Genomic DNA, 17,580 nt, shown 5'->3' with positions numbered 1-17,580 from the left:
TTCGCCATGACTGCCGTTCCCGACACCGAGGCCTCCGCCGTAACCGCCAGCAATGCGCGGCGCGTGGCGTTGATCGTTGCCATCGCCTTTTTCATGCAGCTGCTGGATTCGACGATCATCTCGACCTCGCTGCCGCAGATGGGACAATCCTTCGGCGTGCCGGCGGTGGCGATGAGCATCGGCATCACCGCCTATATGCTGACCATGGCAGTGTTCGTGCCGCTGTCGGGCTGGCTTGCCGACCGCTTCGGCGCGCGCAACATCTTCCTGCTGGCGATCGTACTGTTCACGCTGGCCTCGCTGGCCTGCGGCTTCTCGCAAAGTCTGCCTCAGTTCGTTGCCGCTCGCGTCGTGCAAGGCCTTGGCAGCGCGCTGATGACGCCGGTCGGGCGAATTCTGGTGCTGCGCAATGCGTCGAAATCGGAGCTGCTCAACGCCACGGCGCTGATCACCTGGCCGGCGTTGTTTGCGCCCGTGGTCGGGCCGGTGCTTGGCGGCTTCATTACAACCTATCTCTCCTGGCACTGGAATTTCTTCATCAACGTCCCGCTTGGGCTCGTCGGGCTGGCGCTGGTCGCGCGCTTCATTCCGGGCGACCGCGCGGCCGATCCCAAGCCGCTGGATTGGCCGGGGTTTTTCCTCACGTCGCTGGGGCTCGCGCTGCTGCTCTACGGCCTTGAGCGCATCGCACATCCGGAAGACGGCGCCTTGCCCGCCGTGCTGCTGGTTGCCGCCGGCATCGTCATCGGCTGGCTGGCGGTGCGGCATCTCCGGCGCGCGCCGCATCCGCTGCTCGATCTCAGCGCGTTCAGGGTGCAGACCTTCGCCATCTCTACGCTTGCCGCCGGCACCATTTTTCGCGTGGCGATCAACGCCACGCCGTTCCTTTTGCCGCTGCTGTTTCAGGTCGGCTTTGGCCTTTCGCCGGTCGATGCCGGCTTGATGATCCTGGCCTATTTCCTCGGCAATCTCGGCATGAAGACGGTGACGACGCCGACGCTGCGGCGCTTTGGTTTTCGCACGGTCATGGTCGTCAACGGCCTGATCGCCTCGGCCTCGATCATGGCCTGCGCGGCGATCTCGCCGGAGACGCCGCAGGCGCTGGTGGTAGCGCTGATGCTGATCGCCGGCCTGACGCGCTCGATGCAGTTCACAGCGCTGAATACTCTGGCCTTCGCCGATATCGATGCGGCGCAGCGCAGCTCGGCGGCAACTTTGTCGTCCATGCTGCAGCAGATGTCGATGCTGTTCGGCGTAGCGGTGGCGGCTGCCATTCTGAACCTGTCGCAGATCGTCAGGCACCGGCCGGCGCTCGACCTCGTCGATTTTCGCATCGCCTTCCTGGTCATCGGCGCCATCGGGCTGGCGGCGGCGTTGCGGTTCCTCGTGCTGCCGCCCGGTGCAGGCGCCGAAGTTTCAGGCCACACGTCCAGGACCTGAATTCGCAATTTTCGCCGCTCAGGCGGCAATTAATTCCGCCTTGTGCTTTCGCCTCAGAACGGCACCTTCGCGCATACGCGCAATGGTGCAACCAAATGCCAAAAGCGCAGCCTTTTCCTAGGATTGCGCCAGTTCTAGCAATCGGTGCGTCCACTGGAAGATTATCACTGCCAACGGGTGTTCCGAGCGCGGATTCATTTGACGAAGCGGCGCCGAGCCGATTAGCTTTCTTCGGAAGGGGTGGCAGAGCTGCCATCGGGGCGAATGCAGACATGAACACGATTGGCTGGCCAAATGTCAGGAGCCTGAATCAGGAAGGCATTGTCTTTGCCATCGCCGTGGTGCTGTTCGTCGCCGCTGCCATTGGGCTGCCTGGTTTCATCGCTGCCAACAATCTCGTTGCCATCGTCCGCTCGGTGTCGGTGCTGGGCATTTTGGCGCTCGGCATGGCGGTCGTCATAATCGGCAGGGGCATCGACCTGTCGGCGGTGGCGATCATGGCGATGTCGGTCGCCTGGTATCTACAATTGCTCAACGCCGGAACGCCTGATGGGCTCGCCTTCGCCTATGTGCTGGCAGGCGTGCTCGCCATCGGCCTGCTCAACGGTTTTCTCGTCGCTTATGCCGACGTGCCGGCGATCTTCGTGACGCTGGCGACCGGCTCCTTCGTCTTCGGCTATGTCCGCTCGCAACTGATCACACAGGATGCGGTGCCGGTGCCTCAGGGCCATTGGGTGGAGTTGCTCGGCGGCCTGCGTTTCCTCGACATTCCGATCGAAGTGTTCGTCTTCGCCGGGCTCGCCTTCCTGTTCTTCCTGTTCCTGCGCTACACCAAATGGGGCCGCTACATCTATTTCGCCGGCGACAATCCGGTCGCCGCGCGCAACATCGGCATTCCGGTGCGGCCAATGCTGGTGCTGCGTTATGTGGTTTCGGCCTTCGTCGCGCTGATCGCCGGCCTGCTGACGGCGTCGAGCCTGCACTCGATCAACACCCGCGTCGTCAACTCGACGCTGCTCTATGACATCGTGCTGGTGGCGGTGATCGGCGGCATCGGCCTGTCCGGCGGGCGGGGCGGAGTGCGCAATGTGCTGGTGGGCGCTGCACTGATCGGCATCCTGTCGAACGCGATGACCATCATCGACATTCCGCTGCTCTATCAAAACCTGATCAAGGCGGCGATCCTGCTCGGAGCCATCATCGTCGACGGCATCATCAATCCGCGTGACGAACAGACCGCGCAGCAGGGCGACATCTAAGGGGTACCCGACCGGGTCATGCCGACCGGCCGGCAATAAGTGAAAAACAGAGGATGTGACATGAAACTGATCAGAACACTGATGGCGGCCGCCACGGCGCTTGCCGCTACCGCCTTCGTCGCGCCGACCTTCGCCGCCGACGATCCGGGCCCGGCCGCATACGCGCAGGCGCTCAAGGGCAAGCGCGTCATGCTGGTGCCGCTGGCGATGGGCTTCGACCTTGCGCAGGGCTGGTCGCACTATCTGAAGACGGAAGTCGAGGCCTGGGGCGGCACCTTCGAAACACGCGATCCGAACTGGGTCGTCGATGCCGGTGCACAGGCGATCACCGACGCGATCTCGTCCGACACAAGGCCGGACGTGTTGATCATCCATGCGCCGGACCTCAACTCCTATTCCAAGCTGATGAAGAAGGCACAGGCCGCCGGAACCTACGTCATACTGGTCGACAACCCCGCCAACTTCCCGGCCGACGCCTTTGTCGGCAGCGACTGGGACCGGCTTGGCCAGCTCGAAGCCGAAGCGGCGATCAAGGGCTGCGGCGAGAACTCGTCGAAGAAGATCGGCCTTGTGCAGGGTGATCAGGCCAACTCGTCCAGTCTCTACCAGTATGCCGGCATCATGAAGGTGCTGGAGAAGCACCCCGACTTCAAAGTCGTGGCCAAGCCCGACTCCAACTGGGATCCGACGACGTCGCGCAACGTGACGACGACAATGCTGCAGCAGAACCCCGACATCTGCTCGATCATCGACTTCTGGGATGGTGACGCCACCGGCGCATCCGCCGCCATCCGCGACGCCAAGCTCGACGGCAAGGTCTTTTTGGTCACCACCGGCGGCGGCGAGAAGGCGGCCGATTGCGACAAATTGCAGGACGGAACTTACGGCGCCGTGGTGATGACCGATCTGGCTCGCCAGTCCGGCGACATGAACGCTATCATCAAGTTCCTGCTGCAGAGCGGCCAGCCGGCCGGCACGTCGCACACCTACATCTACACACTGGAGAAGGCTACGACCAAGGCCGACCTCAAGCCCGACAGCTGCTGGGACCTGAAGGCGCTGCAGGCCGAAGCGGCGGCGAAGTAAGCCGCGCTTTTTTCGACTGAAACAAACGAGGTGACTGGACAATCCGGTCACCTCGTTCCCTCATGGAATAGCAGCCGCCGATGTCCTTTCGCGAACGCCTCCAGTCCTGGCGCTACAATCTCGTGCCCGACCATCTGGTCGGCGAGATCCTGACAAAACGCTGGACCGACAACGCCATTCCGTTCCTGGCGCTGGTGGCGACGCTCAGCGTGTTCGGCTCGATCATTCCCGGCTTCTTCAAGCTGACCTCGCTGCAGGAATCGACCCGCCAGCTCGGCGAGTTCTCGATGGTAGTCACCGGCATGACGGTGGTGATGCTGGGCGGCGGCATCGACCTGTCCGTCGGCTCGATCTTCGCGCTGTCCTGTTTCTCCGCCGTCTATGTCTTCTTCATTCTCGAACAGTCTATCTGGCTGGCGCTGGCGGCATCGCTCGCCACCGGCCTGATCTTCGGCGCCGTCAACGGCTACCTCGTCGGCTACCTCAGGCTGCGCGCCTTCCTCACCACCCTGGTGACGTTCATCTTCGGCCGGGCGCTGTTCGATATTCTCGTCACCACCTACGCCGCCGACGTGCAGCTTTCCCAGGCGACATCGGATGTGCTCGACTTCATCGGCGACAGCACCTTCTGGGGGCTTTCGGTCTCGGTGTGGCTGGCGATCATTCTTGCCATCGTCACCCATATCGCGCTGACGCGCTCACGGCCGGGCTGGCATGTGCTGGCGGTCGGCGGCTCCAGGCGCTCGGCGCACAATGCCGGCATTCGCGTGCGCCGCACCGTGTTCATGACCTATGTCTTTTCCGGCTTCTGCGCCTCGATCGGCGGCTTCCTCATCGCTTGCCGCCTGAGTGGGGCAGGGCCGGGCACCGGCCTCAACCTGGAGATCATGGCTCTGACGGCGGCGGTGGTTGGCGGCGTCAGCCTGGGTGGTGGCCGCGGCTCGGTCATCAAGGGGCTGATGGGCGCCATCATCGTGCTGACCATGACCAACGGGCTGATCCGGCTGGGCTATGGCACCGGCACCAACCAGATGGTGCTGGGCATCATGCTGGCGGTGGCGGTGACGATCGACATCCGCTGGCTGAAGAACCGCCATAAGGTGCTCAACGAAGTCTATGTCGCGCCGGTCTATCTCAAGATGGGCGAGACACAGTCTGCGGTGCCGGGCTCAGGCACGCCCTACGCGCTCGACAACCGGCTGTCGGCGGCCGACCATATCGGGCTCGGCGAGTTGGAAGGGCCGGAAGACGTCATCCTCGACCGCGACGATCACCTCTATTGCGGCACGCGCCATGGCGAGATCGTCCGCTTCTTCGCGCCGGATTACGTTAAGTCGGAGGTGTTTGCCCATATCGGTGGTTTTCCGCTAGGCCTGGCCTTCGACAAATCGGGCAATCTGATCAGCTGCGTCGGCGCCATGGGGCTCTATTCCGTCTCACCGGATCGGGAAGTGAAGCGCTTGTCGGCCGAGACGTCACGCTCCTGGACCTCGATCGTAGACGATGCGCGGCTGCGCGACCCCAATGATTGCGACATCGCGCCGGACGGGCGCATCTATTTCACTGACTCCACCAAGCGCTATGACGCGCACGATTGGGCGCTGGACTCGATCGAGAACCGCGCCACCGGCCGGCTGCTGGTCTATGACCCGAAGGACGGTTCGACGAAGACACTGCTCGACGGCTACCGCTACACCAATGGCGTGTGCATGGCGCATGACGGTAAGTCGCTGTTCTTCGCTGAGAGCTGGGCCTGCCGCGTCCACCGCTACTGGCTGGAAGGGCCAAAGGCGGGCGCCGCCGAATGCGTCATCCGCGACATGCCGGGCTATCCCGACAACATCAACCGCGCCTCCGACGGCAATTACTGGATGGCGTGGCTCGGCATGCGCACGCCGAGCTTCGACCTGTCGCTGCGCCATCCCGATATGCGCAAGCGCATGACGCGCCGGCTGCCGCAGGACGAGTGGCTGTTCCCCAACATCAACACCGGCGGCGTGGTGAAATTCAACGACAAGGGCGGCATTGTCGAGGCGATGGGCGACCTCACCGGCGGCGCGCATCCGATGGTCACCTCGATGCGCGAGCACAAGGGTTTCCTGTTCGTCGGCGGCATCCTCAACAACCGCATCGGCCGCTACAAGATTGCGGGCGCGGACCCGACCTGGACCAGCTCCGCTTCTTATTGGGGAACGCAGCCATGATCCTCGATCCTATCTTGGACATGTTTCGCGGCAAGGCCGTCACCATCCCGCCGCTCGACGGCGCCTTCCGGCCCAACACGCGGCTGGACGAGGCGCCAGTGTTCGCCGATTTGACGGAGCCCGACAATCTTCTGGTTGCCGATGGCCGGCTGCTCGTTTCCAGCGGCAATGCGGTATATTCGCTTGCCGCAGGGGTGGAGCCGAAGGTTGTCGGGACCTTTCTTTCCCCCATCACGGCGCTGGCTCTATCACTGTCGGGCGAACTGACGGTGGGGTTGGAAAGCGGCAAGCTGCTGGTTGCCGGCAAGGAGGTTTCGCTGCCGGCCGGCGTCAGCTGCATCACCGCGCTTGCCTATGCAGACGACGGCACGTTGTGGCTGGCCAATGGCTCGGCTGAGCACACGCCGTCGCAATGGGCCGCCGACCTGATGAAGAAGGGCGCGTCCGGTTCGCTTTGGAGGCGGGACGCGGCCGCCGCCGAGTTCCGCAAAGTGGCCGGCGATATCGCCTTTCCCTATGGGCTGCATCCCATTGGGCGGGATGTGCTGGTCAGCGAAAGCTGGCGCCATCAGCTCGTTCGCTTCGATGGTGCGACCGGTAGCCGCTCGACCGTGCTGACGCATCTGCCCGGCTATCCCGCGCGCCTCGCGCCGGCCGGCGATGGCGGCGCGTGGCTGGCTCTGTTCGCGCCACGCAACCGGCTGATCGAATTCGTTCTCCAGGAAACCCACTATCGGCGCGACATGCTAGACCAGGTGGCGCCGGCCTACTGGATCGCGCCGGCTTTGGCCTCCAATCGCAGCTTCCTCGAACCGCTGCAATGCGGCGGCATCCGCACCATGGGCATCCACAAGCCCTGGTCGCCGAGCCGCTCCTATGGGCTGGTGGTCAGGCTCGATCAGAACATGCAGCCGCAATTCAGCCTGCACAGCCGCGCCGACGGCACGCGCCATGGCATCTGCAGCGTGGCGGAAACGGACGGCCGCCTGTTCATCGCCTCCAGGGGCGGCGATTGCGTGCTGGCCATCGACGCAGGAGGTCTCTGATGGAACCGATCGTGCGCCTGGAAAATGTCACCAAGAACTATCGCGGCGTGCCCGCGGTCAGACAAGTCAGCTTCGAACTGCGCAAGGGCGAAATCCACGCGCTGCTCGGCGAGAACGGCGCCGGCAAATCCACGCTGACCAAGATCATCGCCGGCGTCGTCGACGCCACCTCAGGCAAGATGTTCCACAAAGGCCGCGAGATCGCTTATGCGTCGCCGCATGCGGCGCTCGAGGCCGGCATCGCCATGGTGTTCCAGGAGACCAGCCTGGTGCCGTCGATGACGGTGGCGCAAAACCTCTATCTCGGCACCGAAAAATTCCTCAACCGGCTGCGCGGCACCTACATTTCGGCGCAGCAGTTTTTGCAGTCGCTGAACTTTCCGGTCGACCCCAACGCCATAGTGGCGACGCTGGGCGCGGCCAAGCGTCAGATGGTCGAGATCGCGCGCGCCGTTCACCACAATGCCGAGATCATCATCTTCGACGAGCCGACGGCGACGCTGACGCCGGAGGAGAAGCGGCACTTCTTCGCGCTGATCCGGCGGCTGAAGGCGAACGGCGTCTCGATCGTCTTCATCAGCCATGCATTGGAAGAGGCGCTGATGATCGCCGACCGCATCACAATCCTGCGCGATGGCGAGCTGGTCATAACCGACGACACATCGGCCTTCGATCGCGACAAGATCGTCGCCGCCATGGTCGGGCGTACACTGTCGGGACAGATCTATCGCCAGCGCGACGAGGCCAGGCTGCGCAAGGCCGGCAAGAAGGTGCTGTCGGTGCAGGACATTTCGATGAGCAATGTCGTGCGCAACACCTCCTTCTCGATCTTCGAGGGACAGATCACCGGCGTGTTCGGGCTGATCGGCTCCGGCCGCACCGAGACCTTCAAGATCGTCTCCGGCATCTACAAGCGCGATTTTTTGCGCGGTGGCGCGATTGAACTCGACGACAGGCCGGTGCGCTATCTCGTGCCCAGTGAGGCGGTCGCCGACGGCATCGTCTATGTTACCGAGGACCGCAAGAGCGAGGGCATTTTCGAGACGATGGGCATCGCCGAGAACCTGTTCGGCGGGCTGCTGGCGGCGGGCCGCGAAAAGGCCTGGGTGATCAACCAGCAGGAGATGCGCACGCTTTCCGCTGAATGGACGAAGACGCTGAACATCAAGGCGATCAACGACAATGCCCGCGTGGTCGAGCTTTCCGGCGGCAACCAGCAGAAGGTGGTGATCGGCAAGGGGCTGGTGCAGCAGCCGCGTATCGTGATCTTCGACGAGCCGACGCGCGGCGTCGATGTCGGCGCCATCGCCGAGATCCACCAGATCATCAACCGGCTGGCCGATGAGGGGCTGGCCGTGGTCGTTATCTCGTCCTACCTGCCGGAAATCATGAACCTGTCGGACCGGATTCTGGTGTGCCGGCAGGGCCGCATGGTCGAGGAGTTTTCGCCCGCCGAGGCGACGGAGGAGAAGATCATGTATGCGGCGGTTCATTAGGTTTCTGGTCGGTGTTTGAGGGTGCGCATACGTCGCCAATTGGCGAAGGCCTCAGCGCCTTCGTCATCCTCGGGTCTCCGCGACGGCGCTTCGCGCCTGCTTCGCCCGTGAATGACGAAGCTGAGATGCTTCGGCCAATCGCCATGGTTCTGTCAGCATCAAAAACCGAATCGGAATAGCCGGTTAGCCGCCCTTGCTCGAGACCTGATTCAACCCTGATCCACCGATTCAACGAAAGGAAACGCCATGGCCGCCACAAAACTCCTCAGCGATGCTGAGGTCGAAAAAATCCCGGTTGCGAAGGCTGTGTTCGATGACATCCGCGCGACGCGCAAGTCGGACTTCGTCAACAATTTCTGGCGCGGGCTGGCCAACGATCCGGCCTTGCTGAAACGGACATGGGACCAGGTGAAGGTGGTGATGGCTACGGAAAGCGCCATCGACCCGCTGACCAAGGAAATGATCTATATCGCGGTGTCGACCGCCAATGGCTGCTCCTACTGCGTCCACTCGCATACGGCAGCTGCCCGCGCCAAAGGCATGACCGATGCGCAGCATGGCGAGATGGTGTCGATCATCGGGCTGGCCGGGCAGACCAACCATCTGGTGACTGCGATGCAGATTCCGGTCGATCCTGAGTTTGAAGTGAAGTGAGGGGCGGCTTTCGCTTCTCCCCTGTGGGAGAAGGGAAAGGGTGCGCTATGCCGGTCTGTAAACCTTCTCTGCTGTATTCCAAAAGATATCCACTTCCGCCACCGGACCGTGCTTCGCCACGGCTGCACGATGCGCCTTGATCAGTTCGGCGTGGCTGGTCCAGAGTTTTTCGATCGGGAAGTTGGAGCCGAACATCAGGTGGTCAGCGCCCAGAATGTCGATTGCATTGTCGACGATGAAGGCAATCAACGCCGGATCGTTGCGGTGGACGAAGGTGCCGAGGCCCGACAGCTTGGCGTAGAAGTTCGGCGCTGTTGATAGAGTACTCAGGCCGGCTTTCCAGGCCTCGGTGGTTTCCGGCTCCATGCCGGTCAGCATGCCGGCATGGGTGAGGATGAAGTTGGTCTCAGGATTCTCGCCGACCAGCGTCAGCCCATCCTTCATCTGGGCAGGGAAAAGCTGCAGGTCGAAGGACAGGCCATAGTCTTTCAGCCGCGCCACATTAGCGCGTACCTTGGGGTCGATGACTTGATCGGCCGAGGCAGCGAAGCGGAAGGCCGGCGTCTCGTGCCAGTGTAACTGCATGCGCACGCCGCGCAGCAGCGGGTACTTTTTCAATCGATCGATCTGGGGCCGGACATCGTCGACAGTCATATCGGTATAGCCGACGATAGCGTGCGGCCAGCCGGTCTCGTCGGCCGTCTTCTGCAGGAAGGCCACCTCCTTCTCAAAATCCTCCTTGGCCCAGTTGGTCTGGACATAGACGGCCTTTCCGACACCGGAGTCTTTCTGGTCTTGGAGGAATTCCGTAATTGGGTAGTCGCGGCGGATCGGCTCGTAGGGGCCGAAGATGCGCGGCACCATCGGCCCGACCAGCCATGGCTGATCCTGCTGGCGCCAGATGTGGAAATGCGCGTCGATGGCTTTCTGCATCACGATACCCTTTTCCAGATAGCCGACGCCGCCGGGGCAGGGCGGGCGAGCGACAGGATGAAATCGGTGAGACTGCTGAGCGACGAGCCGTCGATGAGATCGTCGAGATCAGGCAGGATGGCGCGGAGTGCTGCCGTGGCTGGGCGAAAGCGCGGATCGCCGGCCAGCGGTGTGGCCAGCGACAGCCGGAAGGCGCGGGCGCTCAGCCGGCGCATTGCGGTCTCGAGATCGGCATGGTCGCCGCGCTCCAGCGCGTCCGACAGGATCACCACCGCGGCACCGCGCGCGAAGGCTGAGAAGCGCGGCACCGAGAGGAAGGCGAGCAGGGTCGGTCCCATGCGCGTGCCGCCGTCCCAGTCGTCTACGAGTGCCGCCGCTCGGGCGAGAGCCTGGTCGCGATCGCGGATACGCAGTGCGGACGTGATTCGGGTGAGCTGCGTGCCGAAGGTGAAGATTTCGGCACGGTCAGCACCTTGTACGGCGGCGTGAGCCAATTTGAGATAATCCGATGTATGCAGCTTCATCGAGCCGGAGACGTCGATCAGGATCAGCAGTTTGCGCGGCACCGTCTGGCGGCGGCGGAGCTGCGGCGAGGGGATATCGCCATCGGCGCTGACGATTTCCCTGAGCGAGCGGCGCAGGTCGAGCTTGCCGCGCGAATGGGTGCGCACGGTGCGGAAGGAGCGGCGCGCGGGGAGGGCTGAAGCGAGCTTGCGGCGGAAGGCGGTCAGCCTGTCATCGTCACGCTGAAAATCGCGCGTGCTCAGTTGCTCCAGGCCCGACGACAGATCGCCGCCTTTCTCCTGGCGCGTGGTCTGTTTCTCCTCCTGGCGCGTGCCGTGATCGTCTTTGATGCGGGTTTCCTCGTCTTCCTCGCCTTCGATCGAGGGTTGGCCATCGCCATGGAAGTGATTGCGAAAATGCGCCTCGAATTCGCCGCGGCGATCGGGCGGGGGGGCAAGCGTTGCGAGCGCCGCCTCGCGGATGTCGGCCATCGAGCGGGGACCGAGCAGGGTGACCGCCTGCATGAAGCTGGAGACCTGCTCGGGGGCGACGGCAAAGGCGTGGCGGCGCAGCAGCCGGGCGAAGTGGAGGAAGGGCGCGGAGGCGAGAGGAAGGGTTCCCTGACGCATCATTCCTTCGCGCCCCCCTCTGTCCTGCCGGACATCTCCCCCNGAGGAAGGGCGCGGAGGCGAGAGGAAGGGTTCCCTGACGCATCATTCCTTCGCGCCCCCCTCTGTCCTGCCGGCGTTGCGCATTGCCGAAGTCCCGGCTCACCCCAGCGCCTCCTCGACAATCTGGCCAAGCTCCGGCGCGATCGCGGACAAATCCTCCTCGTCCTTGATCAGCACGCCGATGGCGCGGCGGAAGGCTTGCGGCCATGGGCTGCCGCCTTTCTCCAGTATGGTGGCGGCGTTGGCCCATTCGACGGCCTCGGAGATGCCGGGCGGCTTGGCCAGCGGGCGGACGCGGATCTCCTGCACGGCATTCGCCACGGCGCGCGCGGTGGTCTCGGCGACATCGCCGGCGCGCAGCATGATGATGGCGGCTTCTCGCTCGGCGTCGGGATAGCCGATCCAGTGATAGACGCAGCGCCGACGCAGCGCCTCCGCCAGTTCGCGGGTGCGGTTCGAGGTCAGGATGACGATCGGCTGCGCTTCGGCGCGGATGGTGCCGCGTTCGGGAATGCTGATCTGGAAGTCGGAGAGGAATTCCAGAAGTAGCGCTTCGAATTCGTGGTCGGAGCGGTCGATCTCGTCGACCAGCAGCACGCGCTGCTCCGGCGCCCGCAGCACCTGCAGCAATGGCCGCGCGATCAGAAAGCGGTCGTCATAGATGTCGATCTCGTGCTCGCCGGCATGGCGGATGGCGAGCAACTGGCGCTGGTAGTTCCATTCATAGAGCGCGTGTGCTGCGTCGATTCCCTCATAGCATTGCAGCCGCACCAGATCGCGGCCCAGCAGCTGCGCGATCGCCTTGGCCGCTTCGGTCTTGCCGACGCCGGGCGCGCCTTCGAGCAGCAACGGCTTGCCCAGCCGTATGGCCAGGAAGATCGCCGTCGCCAGGCTGTCGTCGGCGAGATAGCGCGATCCAGCGAGGTGGCGTGCCACCGCCTCCGGTGAGGTCGCGACAGTCTCGGCGTTCACCTCTGGCATCCTCAGTTCGCCGCTTGCGCTTTCAGCGCGCGCAAGATGCGTTCCGGCGTGATCGGCAGCGTGTCGATGCGCACGCCGACGGCGTCGAAGACGGCATTGGCAACCGCGGGGATCTGCGGGTTCGCGCACATTTCGCCTGGCCCTTTGGCGCCATAAGGCCCGTCGGCCGAAGGCCGCTCCAGCACGATGATCTCGGTTTGGGCGAGATCGCCCGGTCCCGGCATCAGATACTGGTTGAAGTCGGTGCCGCCATGGTCGCGGTTGGGATAATAGGGCTCGGTCGTTTCGTAGAGCGCGTGGCTGATGCCCATCCAGGAACCGCCGACCAGTTGCTGCTCGACCATTTTCGGGTTCAGCGCGCGGCCGATCTCGAAGACGTTCTTGACGGTCAGCACCGTAACCTCGCCCGTCTCGTCATCGACCTCGACCTCGGCCACCGTGCAGGCATGGGCGTAGCAGGTCGACGGCTTCATCGCGCCGGTCTCTTTCTCCGGATAGGAGCGCGGGATCAGGAACATACCGCGGCCTGAGATCGAGCGGCCACGCTTGAAATGAGCCGACAGCGCGACATCGAAGATCGAGATCGACTTTTGCGGCGCGCCCTTGACCAGAATGTTGCCCTCGCCATCAGTTTCGAGATCGGAGGCGTTCACCTCCAGCTCTTCCGCCGCCACTTCCAGCATCACCTGGCGCGCTTCCTTGGCCGCCTGGATGACGGCGTTGCCGGCGCGGTGGGTGCCGCGCGAGGCGAAGGTGCCCATGCAGTGCGGACCGGTGTCGGTGTCGGCGGTGTCGATGGTAACCCGGTCCGTCGGCACGCCGATGGTCTCGGCGCAGATCTGCGCCATGATCTGCTTCAAGCCCTGACCGAGATCGACGCTGGAAAGCGTCACCATGAAATTGCCGGTCGGCGTCGAATGCACCAGCGCCTGCGTCGGGTCGCCGCCAAGGTTCATGCCCGTCGGATAGTTGATCGCGGCGACGCCGCGTCCGCGCCTTAGCGCCATCTCAAGCTCCCTTCTTGTAGGAGGACATCGCCATATACTTCTCCGCCACCGGCCAGTTGGCGGCGCGCGACGCCTCCTGCATACACTCGATCAGCGCCGCTCCTTCGGTCGGCTGGCGATGCGCCTTCATGTCGCCATCGCGATAGGCGTTGATGAAGCGGAATTCGAGCGGGTCCATGCCGATCAGCCGCGCCAGCTTGTCCATCTGCACCTCAAGCGCGAAGTCGCCGATGGTGACGCCGAAGCCGCGCATCGCGGAGGAGGGTGTGCGGTTGGTGTAGACGCAGTAGGTGTCGATCCAGACATTGGGAATGGTGTAGGGGCCGGGATAGTGCGCCGCTCCCTTCTGCGCGCCATAAGGCGAGTGACGCGAATAGGCGCCGGCATCGGTGTAGCCGGTGACCTTGCGCGCAACGATGCGGCCGTCGTTCATCACGCCGTCCTTGATGATTATCTTTTCGGCGGCGCGCGGTGAGGAGATCTGCATCTCCTCCTCGCGGCTGTAGATGAAGGAGACGGCACGTCCTGTGAGCTTGGCGCCAAGAATGGCGATCGGCTCGACGATGACGTCGACCTTGCCGCCAAAGCCGCCGCCGACAGTGCCGCCGACGAAATGCAGTTTTGAGCCGGGCATCTGCAGGATGATCGACGCGTTGTCGAGGGTGAAGAACATCGCCTGGGTGTTGGTGTAGCAGGTGAAGCGGTCATTGCCTTCCGGCACCACGACGCAACCCGTGGTCTCGGTCGGCGCATGCTCGATCGGCGAGGACTGGTAGCTCTGTTCCAGGATGTGGTCGGCGCCGGCGAAGCCCGCCTCGACATCGCCAAAGCGCACCTTGCGGCATTCGCCGCTGTCGTAGAGGTAATAATTCTGGCCGTGATATTCGTTGACCAAAGGCGCGCCGGGCTTCAGCGCTTCTTCCATGTCGAAGACGGCCGGCAGCACCTCATAATCGACCTTGACCTTGGCTGCCGCTTCCTGAGCCGCGCGCTCGGTCTCGGCCAGCACCGCCACCACCGCCTCGCCCTTCCAGCGTACCTTGCCGTCGGCCAGCACCGTTTCGTCTTCCGGTCCGACCTGGATCAGGATCAGGATGGTGTAGACATTGTGCGGCACATCCTTGGCGGTGAGGATTTTCACCACGCCGGGATGCTTCTCCGCTTCGGAAGTGTCGATCGAACGGATGCGGGCATGGTGGTGCGGACTGCGCACCATTTTCAGGTGAAGCATATTCGGGACGTTGCGGTCGGCGAAATAGGCGGTCTTGCCCGTCACATGTCCCGGCGAATCCAGCCGAGGCCGCCCATGGCCGATCTCGTGCAGGCCGTCCTTGCGCTGATCGGCGAAATAGTTTTTGCGCAGTTCCATTCTTTTGGTCCTTAGGCCGCGTTCTGCGAATTGGCTCGGGCCGCGGTCAGCACCGCCTGGATGATCGGCTCGTAGCCGGTGCAGCGGCAGATATTGCCGGACAGCGCCTCGATCACGTCCTCGCGGCTCGGATTAGGCGTGTGGTCGAGCAGCACCTTGGCGGCCATGATCATGCCCGGCGTGCAGAAGCCGCATTGCGTGGCGAAGGCGTCGAGGAAGGCACGCTGCAGCGGATGCAGGACGCCGGCCTCAGCGAGGCCCAAGGTGGTGCGGATGTCGGCGCCGCTGCAGGTCTCGGCCAGCGTCAGGCAAGAGAGCCGGAGTTCGCCGTCGATGATGACCGAACAGGCGCCGCAGGTGCCCTGGTGGCAGCCGCCCTTGGGCGAGGTGTCGCCGATCTTGTCGCGCAGCGCGTGCAGCAGCGTCGTGCCGCTGTCGACAAATTCGGCCTTCTCCGAGCCGTTGAGCGTGAACTGAACCGGAACCTTTGCCATGTTTTCCTCCCAGCGCGCCTGCCCGGTTGATCGGACAGACGCGCGCCCCCCAAGCGGTGGTTAAGTAAGCAGCAGCCGGCCGAGATGGACCGGCAGAACCTCGGCGCGATACCAGGCGCTGGCGATCGGGTCGGTGATTGGCGAGGTGCCTTCACCGGCTGCAGCCAGCGCCGCTGCGACGCCGTCCTGCTCGAGCCTGCTGCCGATCAGTGCCTTTTCCGCAGCACGGGCGCGCATCGGCCGGTCTGCCATGCAGCCGAGCGCGATCCGCGCCGAGGAGACAGTGCCGTCGCCGGCCTGTTCGAGAACGGCGGCGATGCTGAGCACGGAGACGCCCTTCGGCTTGACCCGCGACACTTTCAGGAAGCGGAAATTCTCGGCCTTCGGCAACGCGAAGGCGACTGATGTGACGATGGCGCGGCTGTCGTCCCGCCTGGCCAGAAAATCCTCGATAGGCAATTCCCCATCATCGGTGCCGACCGTCGCATCCAACGCCAGCAGGGCGACAGCGAAATCACCGTAGGGCGCGGGTGCGAACAGATTGCCGCCGACAGTCGCCATATTGCGGATTGCCGGGCCGCCGACGGCGCGTGCGGCCTTGGACAGCGCCGCAAGCTCCGGATGGCGGGCGATAGCCGCCATCGTCACCGAAGCGCCTATGCGGACCTTGCCGCCGGCAACGGTGATCCCGGAGAGGGTCGGATCGGTCGAGCGGACGAGGCCGGTGACGGAGACATCGCCTTCATTGGCGGCGCGCACGACCAGCGTGCCGCCGCCGAGATAGCGGGTGCCGGGCGCCTTCAGCGCCGCGTTGGCATCCCTGACGGCCGAAAAGGTCTGGAGGGCAAGCGCCATGGCAGTCTCCCCTGACTCAGCTCTGGCCAGAAAAATGGCTCTTCAACGCATTGAAGCCACCCTGGAAGACATTGGCGGCCATGCCGGCGGCGATCTTGTCGGCCTCTTCGGGCGCCGCGTCGAAAGTTGCGGTCCATTCAGCATAGGTGCGGTCGCCGTCGGTCACGCGGCGCAATTGCAGCGTTGCCTTGTGATTGGTCAGCGGCTGCGGCGTCTCCAGGATGGAGTAGCTGACGCGGAAATTCGAATCGGAGAAGTCGAGCAGTTTCTCGCGGATACGCGCGCCGCTGGCGAGCTCGAAATTACGCACGCAGCCGATGGTTTCGGCGCTCTTGCCGTCTTCGATATGGCTCTTGACCATGCGCGGATGCCAGCCCGGCAGGCCGTTGAAGTCGCGTATGCGCGCCCAGACCTTTTCGACCGGCGCGTCGATGACGCTGGAGACGGTGACTTCAGCCATATGATCATTCCCCTACGAATTCGATACGCTGCAGGGTAGGGCGGCGGCCGGCGTTGCGCTTATCAATGGGTCTTGCGGCCCTATCAAGGAGTCTGAAAAAGAACGGCCCGTTCAGGCCATGGCACGCGCCGCTTCGCGGTAAAGCGTCGGCGGCACGCCGACATGGTCGCGGAAGAAGCGCGAGAAATTGCCCTGGGTGGTGAAGCCGAGATTGCAGGCGACNCGGCACGCCGACATGGTCGCGGAAGAAGCGCGAGAAATTGCCCTGGGTGGTGAAGCCGAGATTGCAGGCGACCGAGATCAGCGGCTCCTGCGACCACTGCAGCTGCCGCACGGCTTCCTCCATGCGCAGCGTGTTCCAGTAGACATTGGGCGTCAGATTGGTCTGTTCCTTGAATAAAGCAAAGAAGTGCGGCCGCGACAGGCCGACGCTGCGGGCGACGTCGTCGAAGGAGATGCGTTCGCAGACATTGGCCTTCATCAGCTGGATTGCCTTGCGGACGCGGAAATCCTGCATTGTGTTGACCCGGATGCGCGCCTCCCGCGGCGCCGAGGCGTCGGCGGCGTCGAGCAGGCTATCGATGAAGCGCTCGATCTCGTAATTGGCGACGTCGTCGATGCTTTCATTATCGCTCAAATGCTCGAGCAGGTTGGCGGCGGCCTGGTGCAGCCAGGGTTCGAGCGTGATCGCAGCCTGTGCAAACAACGGCGCCGACGAAGGCAGGTCGCGGCGCCGGCGCGCCCAATCCGGATCGATGTAGAAAGCGAGGAACAGGCCGGGCCTGCCGTTCTGCGACAGAATGTGGCTGTGCGGCTGGTAGGAATTGATGCCGGCGGCGGTGCCGGGACCCAGCGGCACCGTCTCGCGGCCGACGGTCATCTCGCCGGCCGTGCCCTCCAGCCAGATGATGATGTGGGCCTCGACATGCGCATGGGTGACGAAGTCGCTGGCGACATTCAGGACAGAAACATGTCCGAACCGGCCCCAATAGAGCCTGATCGCGTCCGTCATGGGTTATACCTCCCGCAGACGACTGGCCTCCCTTCGCCTGCAACGGGATTGTGCGGCTGAGTTCGGGGTCGCGTCAAGGCGCGGGGCGAAAGCCGCTGTGTGCTGCCGG

General features: G+C 63.8%; 16 protein-coding genes. 7 read left to right on the top strand and 9 right to left on the bottom strand.

Translation table 11 applies throughout. The features are described 5' to 3' along the window. The first annotated feature begins 6 nt into the window (after window positions 1-6). The 7 genes from X757_RS159070 to X757_RS159100 all read left to right on the top strand — a co-directional run bounded on the left by X757_RS159070 (window position 7) and on the right by X757_RS159100 (window position 9,185). On the top strand, window positions 7-1,440 hold the full coding sequence (locus X757_RS159070) for a DHA2 family efflux MFS transporter permease subunit (RefSeq protein WP_023725434.1): 1,434 nt from the start codon (window positions 7-9) through the stop codon (window positions 1,438-1,440). 272 nt (window positions 1,441-1,712) lie between these two features. Continuing rightward, entirely contained in the window at window positions 1,713-2,699 is a 987-nt protein-coding gene (locus X757_RS159075) for an ABC transporter permease (RefSeq protein WP_023668176.1), read from the top strand. 60 nt (window positions 2,700-2,759) lie between these two features. Further along, the gene (locus X757_RS159080; RefSeq protein WP_023668177.1) at window positions 2,760-3,785 is read left to right on the top strand and encodes a sugar ABC transporter substrate-binding protein; all 1,026 of its coding nucleotides are present in this window, start codon (window positions 2,760-2,762) and stop codon (window positions 3,783-3,785) included. Window positions 3,786-3,865: 80 nt separating this feature from the next. Next, on the top strand, window positions 3,866-5,989 hold the full coding sequence (locus X757_RS159085; RefSeq protein WP_023699679.1) for an SMP-30/gluconolactonase/LRE family protein: 2,124 nt from the start codon (window positions 3,866-3,868) through the stop codon (window positions 5,987-5,989). After that, on the top strand, window positions 5,986-7,035 hold the full coding sequence (locus tag X757_RS159090) for a hypothetical protein (RefSeq protein WP_023725433.1): 1,050 nt from the start codon (window positions 5,986-5,988) through the stop codon (window positions 7,033-7,035). Before X757_RS159085 ends, X757_RS159090 begins: the two co-directional genes overlap by 4 nt. Beyond that, window positions 7,035-8,531 (top strand): sugar ABC transporter ATP-binding protein, encoded by a 1,497-nt coding sequence (locus tag X757_RS159095; RefSeq protein ID WP_023725432.1) that lies wholly within the window; start codon window positions 7,035-7,037, stop codon window positions 8,529-8,531. Before X757_RS159090 ends, X757_RS159095 begins: the two co-directional genes overlap by 1 nt. Window positions 8,532-8,777: 246 nt before the next feature. Next, entirely contained in the window at window positions 8,778-9,185 is a 408-nt protein-coding gene (locus X757_RS159100) for a carboxymuconolactone decarboxylase family protein (RefSeq protein ID WP_023725431.1), read from the top strand. 45 nt (window positions 9,186-9,230) lie between these two features. Here X757_RS159100 and X757_RS159105 read toward each other — a convergent pair whose 3' ends face one another. From X757_RS159105 to X757_RS01000000164560, 9 genes are all read right to left on the bottom strand, one after another. Continuing rightward, entirely contained in the window at window positions 9,231-10,118 is an 888-nt protein-coding gene (locus tag X757_RS159105) for an amidohydrolase (RefSeq protein WP_023725430.1), read from the bottom strand. Further along, a complete protein-coding gene (locus X757_RS159110; RefSeq protein ID WP_023725429.1) occupies window positions 10,118-11,254 on the bottom strand; it encodes a VWA domain-containing protein in 1,137 nt (378 codons plus the stop codon). Before X757_RS159110 ends, X757_RS159105 begins: the two co-directional genes overlap by 1 nt. 138 nt (window positions 11,255-11,392) lie before the next feature. Then, window positions 11,393-12,274, bottom strand: coding sequence for a MoxR family ATPase (locus tag X757_RS159115; RefSeq protein WP_023725428.1), 882 nt, complete (start codon window positions 12,272-12,274; stop codon window positions 11,393-11,395). Window positions 12,275-12,276: 2 nt separating this feature from the next. Then, entirely contained in the window at window positions 12,277-13,281 is a 1,005-nt protein-coding gene (locus X757_RS1000000169365; protein ID WP_023696212.1) for a xanthine dehydrogenase family protein molybdopterin-binding subunit, read from the bottom strand. 1 nt (window position 13,282) lies between these two features. Continuing rightward, complete coding sequence (locus X757_RS1000000169360; RefSeq protein WP_023725427.1) at window positions 13,283-14,650, bottom strand: xanthine dehydrogenase family protein molybdopterin-binding subunit; 1,368 nt, start codon at window positions 14,648-14,650, stop codon at window positions 13,283-13,285. An 11-nt stretch (window positions 14,651-14,661) separates the two neighbouring features. Continuing rightward, window positions 14,662-15,144, bottom strand: a complete 483-nt coding sequence (locus X757_RS159130) for a (2Fe-2S)-binding protein (RefSeq protein WP_023725426.1) — start codon at window positions 15,142-15,144, stop codon at window positions 14,662-14,664. Window positions 15,145-15,204: 60 nt separating this feature from the next. Continuing rightward, window positions 15,205-15,999: a xanthine dehydrogenase family protein subunit M gene (locus X757_RS159135; protein WP_023687950.1), complete on the bottom strand. Its 795-nt coding sequence runs from the start codon at window positions 15,997-15,999 to the stop codon at window positions 15,205-15,207. Window positions 16,000-16,015: 16 nt separating this feature from the next. Further along, window positions 16,016-16,459, bottom strand: coding sequence for an SRPBCC family protein (locus X757_RS159140; RefSeq protein WP_023687951.1), 444 nt, complete (start codon window positions 16,457-16,459; stop codon window positions 16,016-16,018). A gap of 4 nt (window positions 16,460-16,463) precedes the next feature. Then, window positions 16,464-17,471, bottom strand: a complete 1,008-nt coding sequence (locus X757_RS01000000164560; protein ID WP_084629438.1) for an AraC family transcriptional regulator — start codon at window positions 17,469-17,471, stop codon at window positions 16,464-16,466. Between the last annotated feature and the right edge of the window lie 109 nt (window positions 17,472-17,580).

The sequence above is a fragment of the Mesorhizobium sp. LSHC412B00 genome (assembly GCF_000503035.1).
Classification (GTDB): domain Bacteria; phylum Pseudomonadota; class Alphaproteobacteria; order Rhizobiales; family Rhizobiaceae; genus Mesorhizobium.
This window is presented reverse-complemented; position numbering and strand designations above follow the sequence as displayed.